A 6,937-nucleotide genomic window follows, 5' to 3' on the forward strand; every position below is an offset into this window, starting at 1 on the left:
GGGTGCCCACGAACACTATCGAGGCCGAGCCGGCCTCGATGAGGCCGAACGCACCCTCGAGCCCCGGATGCCAGCCGCGGTGGTCGGGAACGATTCGCAACTCGATGTTGGTGCGGGCGGCCATCTCGAGCAAATGCTTTAGCTGCTCGATGGTCACCCGGCGTCCACCGACATCCTGACTGAGCGCACACCGGCCGAGGAGCACCAGCAACTCGGCTGGCTTCGGACGGGTGATGACGTCCCGGCGCTGGATCCGGGTGGTGACCCGCGACTCGATCTCGTTCTTCGGAACCCCTGCGGCCGTCATGATCGCCCGGGTGTACTCGCCGGTCTGCAGCAGACCGGGAATCAGCAGCGGTGCCACTTCAACGATGTGGGTGGCGTTGCGTTCCCATTCCAGGTAGGCGGCCATTTGCTGGCGGCGTTCGGGTTGGGTGTTCGCCACCCATTGGGATTCGTCAGTGCGATAGGCGAGGGTCATGATCTCGTCGTAGCGGGGGCCGGCTATGCCGAGTTTGGTGAGGATCTGGGCGACCTGTTCGGGCTTGGGAGTCCGGTCGCCGGTTTCCCAGCGGGACAGCACGCCGATGTCTCTGTTGATCTCGGTGGCGAGCTCGCGGAGGAGGAGGTTGCGGTCTCCTCGGGCCTGGCGGAGTGCTGCCCCGAGGGCGCGGGCTTTAGGGGTTCGAGCCATCGTTTCTCCGCATTTGTCGGCCGGTAACAGCATAGCGTCACCGAGATAAACCCGTTGCGCCTAGGCAAGTTCGTTGCAGGGATTTACCGCCTCGCCGAGTATTTCGCAAGTCGTGGAGGAGGTGGCCAAATGGCGAACGGGGTTCGGCATCCGGAACCGCATCGGGGGTGGCTGGTGCCGCCGTGGCCGGCGAACGCAAGTTTTGCCGACGTGGTGATGCATTTCCTCGCGCGGGAGCCGGCGGACCGGTCGAATCCGGCCATCCTGGCCGCCTACTACCTGGGGTATGAGGCGGCGCTCAACGCCCTCCCGGACGACGGGGACGACTGGTGCCGGTCGATGCGGGCGTTGGTGGCCCGGTGTGCAGCGCTCAGTCGAGGGCGTGCATGACGTGCTTGATCCGGGTGTAGTCGTCCAGCGCGTACAGGGACAGGTCCTTGCCGTGGCCGGAGTGCTTGAAGCCGCCGTGCGGCATTTCGGCGACCAGCGGGATGTGGGTGTTGATCCAGACGCAGCCGAAGTCCAGCGCGCGGGCCAGGCGCATGGCCCGGCCGTGGTCGCGGGTCCACACCGAGGAGGCCAGGCCGTAGCGGACGCCGTTGGCCCAGCGCAGTGCCTCGTCCTCGTCGGTGAACCGCTGCACGGTGATCACCGGGCCGAAGATCTCGTCCTGGATCTGCTCGTCGTCCTGGCGCAGGCCGGAAACCACGGTGGGGGAGTAGAAGTAGCCGCGCTCGCCGACCCGCGTGCCGCCGGTGGCCAACTCGGCGTGGTCGGGCAGCCGGTCGACGAACCCGGTGACCCGGTCCAGTTGACCGGCGCTGTTCAGCGGGCCGTACAGCACGTCGGTGTCCTCCGGCGGGCCGGTCCGGGTGTTGCGCGCCTGCTCGGCCAGTGCGGCCACGAACTCGTCGTGGATCCCGGGACCGGCCAGCACCCGGGTCGCCGCGGTGCAGTCCTGGCCGGCGTTGAAGTACCCGGCCATGGCGATCGCCTCGGCGGCGGCCGCCAGGTCCGCGTCGTCGAACACCAGCACCGGGGCCTTGCCGCCGAGCTCGAGGTGCGTGCGCTTGAGGTCGGCCGCGGCGGCGGTGGCGACCTCCATGCCGGCCCGGGTCGAGCCGGTGATCGACACCAGCTGCGGGATGGGGTGGGCGACCAGCGCGCGCCCGGTGTCGCGGTCGCCGCACACCACGTTCAGCACGCCGGGCGGCAGGAACTCGGCGGCGATCTCGGCCACCCGCAGGGTCGACGCCGGCGTGGTGTCCGACGGCTTGAGCACCACCGTGTTACCGGCCGCCAACGCCGGGGCGAACTTCCAGACGGCCATCATCAGCGGGTAGTTCCACGGCGTGACCTGCCCGCACACCCCGATCGGCTCGCGCCGCACGTAGCTGGTGTGGCCCTCCAGGTACTCCCCGGCGGCCCGCCCCTCCAGCACCCGCGCCGCCCCGGCGAAGAACCGGATCTGGTCGACGGCCGGCGGCAGCTCCTCGCTGGCGGTGAGCCCGTGCGGCTTGCCGGTGTTGCGGCACTCGATCTCGACCAGCTCGTCGGCCCGGGCCTCCAGCGCGTCGGCCAGCCGCAGCAGGGCGAGCTGCCGCTGCGCCGGGGTGGTGTCCCGCCACCCGGGGAACGCCTCCGCCGCCGCCTTCGCGGCCCGGTCCACGTCCGCCGCCCCCGAACACGGCGCGGTGGCGAACACCTCGCCGGTCGACGGGTCGACCAGATCGCTGTACCGGTCCTCGGCGGGCTCGGTGAACTCGCCCCCGATGAAGTTCCGCAGTGTGTCACCCATCGCGCGCTCCCAACGGTTTACCACGGGCCTGTCCGAATCCTGCCACCGATTCCGTGGCAGACAAGGGCACGCGCGACGGGTTCCGCAGGCTCAGCCGCCGCAACTGGTGGTGCTGCTCGAGCCGCAGGAGTCGTCGTAGGAGCGGCTGCCCTTGGTCAGCGGCGCGCCGGCCAGGGCCGCGCGCAGGATCGGATCGGCCACGGCGGCGTAGCCGACCAGGGCGACGCCGGTCAGTTGCCAGTCGGCGGGAACGTCGCGCCGGCCGCCGGTCTGCTGGCGGTGCCGCAGGCGCAACCGGTCCAGCACCGCCCGCCCGAGCGGCGTGACCTGCCTGTCCTGGCTGCGCATGGTGAAGAACACCCAGATCAGCACACCCAGGCTCAGCAGCAGCGACAACACCAGCGACTCGATCGGGCGGCCCAGCGCGAGCCCGTTGACCAGCCGCAGGATCCCGATCGCGAACACCACGACCGGCGGCACCGCCACCAGCCGCCACAGCAGCGCACGCGACCCGCCGAGCAGCAGGCCGCGCGAGCGCAACCGCCTGTCCACCGCCCGCACCGCCGGGGCGTTGCGCACCATCGCGTAGACCACCGACCGCAACGGGTTGCGCCGCAGTTCGGTGGCGACCGCCGTCTCGATCGGCCCGGCGCCGCCGGCATCGCCGGTCACGGTCAGCCGGCCGTCCCGGGAGACGTGCACCAGGCCCCGGATGGCCAGCGCGGCGATGGCGGTGTCCACCAGCCTCCGGACGCCCCCGGCCAGGTGCGCCGCCTCATAGACATCGAGTTCGGCGGTGTCGGCGCCGCGTCCGGAACCGGCCCGGGTCAACACCTTCTGCACCAACAACATGAGGATGACACTGCCGGCGAAGATCACGTCGTACAGCACGACGAACAGCGGTCCGGATATGCCCCAGGGTTCCATTGCCCTCACCCCTCGTGGCCGTTCTGCCCGCTATGTCGTCGGACGGGCGATGAACGTCAGGGGGTTCCGGTTCAGGACGTAATCTCCTCGCAGGACGTGAAGGACTCCACGGAGCAGGTGTCGAAGCCACCGCGGCCGTTGGCGAAGTCGTTGCCGACCCCGCCGTTGAGCGTGTCCCGGAACGATCCCCCGACGAGCGTGTCGTTGTCGCTGCCGCCGTTGACGCCCATGCGGGCGTTCGTGTTGTTGGTGATGGTGTCTTTGCCGGACCCGCCGAACGCCTCGATGAGCACGATGCCGAAGCACCGCGCGGCGAACGGGTTGACCTGGACACACCCGGTCCCCGCGACGACCCCGGTCGAGGTGGACGAGACGGTCACCGCGCCGCCGCTGGAACCGTCGAACTGGAAGACGTCAGGGGCCGGCGTGCCGGTGGCGGACATGCTGTTCCCGCCCGAGATCGGCCCGCTGCTGACCTTGATCTCGGTCGCCGCGTGGGCGGGCGCCGTGAGGGCCAGGCTGGCGGCGACGATCATGAGGGATGCGCTGATCGCGCGTTTGGTCTTGAGGTTCATGTACGCCATGAGACCCGGAGCACGCCGTTGCCGGCATCGGTAGCGGTTGCCCATATCTGCCGACCGGACTGCCTAGGCCGCTACCGGAACCTCGCGTTGACGCAGGCGAGGCGGCCGCCTGCGGTGCCGGCGTGCCCGGCGCCGGTGTGGGTGTGGTGTTCGTGGATCACGACGGCGCGGGCGGGGCGGGTGGTGAAGGTCCAGTTGACGGTGGCGCGGGCGGTGGCGTTGCCGAACTCGTCGGTGCTGAAGTCCAGCCAGATTTCGTTGCGGGGGTTGGCATAGGCGGGGTCGACCGAGGGTTGGCGGGGGTCGGGACGGTGTTGGAAGTGGGGGCCGGAGCCGGCGGGGTCGGGCCCGCAGGGGCGGGTGTGCACGTGGGCGCCGTAGTCGCGGTGCGGGACCAGGTGGCGGACCGAGATGGTGACGACGGTGGAGTTGGGGGAGGAGATGGCGAGGACCGAGGCGCCGGCACCGGGCGGCACCAGCACGGGGTCGTGGGTGACGGCTACGGCACGCGGGGTGTAGGGGCGGAAGGTGCCCCAGGCCAGGGTCACGCCGGTCGACTCGGCGGCCGCGGCGGCTGGGATGGCCGACACGAGGAGCGCGGCCACCGTGGCGGCAAGCCGGCGTGCGGAGTGCTTCACCGGGCCGCCGCCCGCTTGATCGCTTCCCGGATCCGGAAGTAGGTCCCGCACCGGCAGACGTTCTCGATCTTGTCGATGTCGGCGTCGGTGGGATCGGGCGTGCGCCGCAGCAGCGCCACCGCCGCCATGATCTGCCCGGGCTGGCAGAAGCCGCACTGGGCGACGTCCTCGTCCAGCCAGGCCTGCTGGACGGGGTGCAGCGTCTCGCCGTCGGCCAGACCCTCGATGGTGGTGACCCGGCGTCCGGCGCACTCGGCCACCGGGGTGACGCACGGCTGGATCTCGGCGCCGTCCAGGTGGCTGGTGCAGGCCCGGCACACGCCCACGCCGCAGCCGTACTTCGGCCCGGTGATGCCGAGCAGGTCCCGCAGCACCCACAGCAGCGGCATATCCCCGGGGGCTTCGACGGTCACGGTGTCACCGTTGACGATCATCGTGTAACGCGGCATGTGCGGGCGGCTCCTCAGCGGGGCGGGGGGACGAAGTCGACGTCGAAGTTGATCGGGAAGCTGCGCGGGCTGGTCCCGGTCGCCCGGGCGTAGGCGTTGGCCACCGCGGCCGCGGCGGCCGGCACCCCCAGTTCGCCCGCGCCGCCCGGTTCGCCGGTGGCCGGCAGGATATGGATGTCCACGTCGGACGGTGTGTGGCGTTGGGTGGCGTAGTGGAAGTGCGCGTAGCTCGCCTCCAGCGGCAGGCCCTTGTCGATGTGCACGCCGGCGCGCAGGATCGTGGAGATCCCGTCGGTGAGGCAGCCGAGCAGTTGTGCGGAAAGGCCGCGCGGGTTGATCGGACGGCCGACGTCGGCGGCGATCACCGCCCGGGTCACCCGCGGCTGCTTCGGGTCGGTCGCGTCGATCTCGACCAGGTAGGCGGCGCAGGACCGGAACTCCTCGTGCAGCCCGACGCCCTGGGCGTGCCCGGCCGGCAAGACCCGGCCCCACTCGCCCTTGCGGGCCACGGTGTCCAGCACCGCCCGGGCCCGGTCGGTCTTCAGCGTCGCGCGGCGGAACTCGACCGGGTCGCGGCGCAGCCGCCGGGCCACCTCGTCGACCATGATCTCCTCGGCCACCCGGACCGTGCCGGAGTAGACCGAGCGCCAACTCCCGGTGTGCATCTTCAGCGGGATCTCACCCAGCAACTCGGTGACGACGCCGAAGTCGTACGGCACCTTCTCGGTGAGCGCGAACACCGCCTGCGGCAGCACGTCCGGCGCCAGCGTGGCGAAGGTGGAGGTCAGGGCCTCGCCGGCGCCGGTGCCGAAGTCGGTGCGGACCCCGGCCACCCGGTGCTCGTAGGACAGCACCCGCCCGGCGGCGTGACCGACCCGCAGCCGGTGGTGGGTGGCCGGCCGCAACCGGCCGTGCCGGATGTCGTCGGCCCGGGTCCACATCAGCTTCACCGGCGCCCCGACCCGCTTCGAGATCTGCGCCGCCTCCCGCGCGGCGTCGAAGAACAGCCGCCGGCCGAACGACCCGCCGCTGCGGGTCACGTGCACGGTCACCCGGTCGCGCGGCAACCCCAACTCGGCGGCGATCGTCTCCTGCGCCGCGATCGGGGTCTTCAGCCCGGACCAGATCTCGGCGCGGTCGGCGCGCACGTCGGCGATCGCGGCGTTGGTCTCCATCGGCGCGTGCGGCACGAAGGCGAACGCGAACTCCGCGTCCACACTCGCGGTCAGCAACCCGAGCGGGGTCAGCGGCGGCACCGCCGAACGCAGTTTCGCCCGGATGTCCACATCGGACAGATTGTCGATTCCGCCACGGCCCCACGTGATCCGTAGCTTGTCCCGGGCGGCGATGGCCTGGCCGAAGGTGCGGGCCGCCACCGCCACGCCGGTGGGAATCCTGGTCACCGCCACCACGCCGGGCATCGCCCGGGCCGCCGCGTCGTCGACCGTGAGCACCGTGCCACCGATCGTCGGCGGCCGGGCCACGACGGTCGGCAGCGCGCCGGGCACGTCGAGGTCCAGCGCGAACTTCGCCTTGCCGGTGACCAGATCGCGGGCGTCGATCCGGGTGGTGGGCCGGCCGACCAGCCGCTGCTTGTGCTCCGCCTTCGGTTTCGCCAGCACCGCCGCGGCCACCGTGACCTTCGCCGCGGCCGCCGACAGCGAACCGTAGGCCGCGGTCCGGCCGTCCGGCGCGACGACCATGGTGTCCCGTGTGGTCAGCGTGCCCGGCGCGACGCCGAACCGGTGGGCCGCCGCGGTCACCAGCCGGGCCCGGGCCGCCGCCGCCAGCGCGCGAACCGGCCCGTACAGCGAGCGCACCGAGTTGGACCCGCCGGTCATCTGGTT

The 6,937-nt window shown here is 71.6% G+C and carries 8 protein-coding genes; 1 reads left to right on the forward strand and 7 read right to left on the reverse strand.

Annotated elements, in window-relative coordinates; all coding sequences use genetic code 11:
* A partial coding sequence (locus tag VFO68_RS21075) for a helix-turn-helix transcriptional regulator (protein ID WP_325160064.1) occupies positions 1–694 on the reverse strand: 694 nt, incomplete at its 3' end.
* A 129-nt stretch (positions 695–823) separates the two neighbouring features.
* Here VFO68_RS21075 and VFO68_RS21080 point away from each other — a divergent pair.
* The gene (locus tag VFO68_RS21080) at positions 824–1,084 is read left to right on the forward strand and encodes a hypothetical protein (RefSeq protein ID WP_325160065.1); all 261 of its coding nucleotides are present in this window, start codon (positions 824–826) and stop codon (positions 1,082–1,084) included.
* Here the strand turns inward: VFO68_RS21080 and VFO68_RS21085 are convergent.
* The 6 genes from VFO68_RS21085 to VFO68_RS21110 all read right to left on the reverse strand — a co-directional run.
* Positions 1,065–2,492, reverse strand: coding sequence for a gamma-aminobutyraldehyde dehydrogenase (locus VFO68_RS21085; RefSeq protein ID WP_325160066.1), 1,428 nt, complete (start codon positions 2,490–2,492; stop codon positions 1,065–1,067). The genes VFO68_RS21080 and VFO68_RS21085 overlap by 20 nt on opposite strands.
* Positions 2,493–2,582: 90 nt before the next feature.
* The gene (locus VFO68_RS21090; protein WP_325160067.1) at positions 2,583–3,419 is read right to left on the reverse strand and encodes a TIGR04222 domain-containing membrane protein; all 837 of its coding nucleotides are present in this window, start codon (positions 3,417–3,419) and stop codon (positions 2,583–2,585) included.
* Positions 3,420–3,490: 71 nt separating this feature from the next.
* Complete coding sequence (locus tag VFO68_RS21095; protein ID WP_325160068.1) at positions 3,491–3,994, reverse strand: hypothetical protein; 504 nt, start codon at positions 3,992–3,994, stop codon at positions 3,491–3,493.
* 80 nt (positions 3,995–4,074) lie between these two features.
* Positions 4,075–4,641 (reverse strand): superoxide dismutase family protein, encoded by a 567-nt coding sequence (locus tag VFO68_RS21100; protein WP_325160069.1) that lies wholly within the window; start codon positions 4,639–4,641, stop codon positions 4,075–4,077.
* On the reverse strand, positions 4,638–5,090 hold the full coding sequence (locus VFO68_RS21105) for a (2Fe-2S)-binding protein (RefSeq protein ID WP_325160070.1): 453 nt from the start codon (positions 5,088–5,090) through the stop codon (positions 4,638–4,640). Before VFO68_RS21105 ends, VFO68_RS21100 begins: the two co-directional genes overlap by 4 nt.
* Positions 5,091–5,104: 14 nt before the next feature.
* Positions 5,105–6,937, reverse strand: a 1,833-nt coding sequence (locus VFO68_RS21110) for a xanthine dehydrogenase family protein molybdopterin-binding subunit (RefSeq protein WP_325160071.1), incomplete at its 5' end; no start/stop codon positions are given.

This window comes from Actinophytocola sp. (assembly GCF_035712165.1).
Lineage (GTDB): Bacteria > Actinomycetota > Actinomycetes > Mycobacteriales > Pseudonocardiaceae > DASYTH01.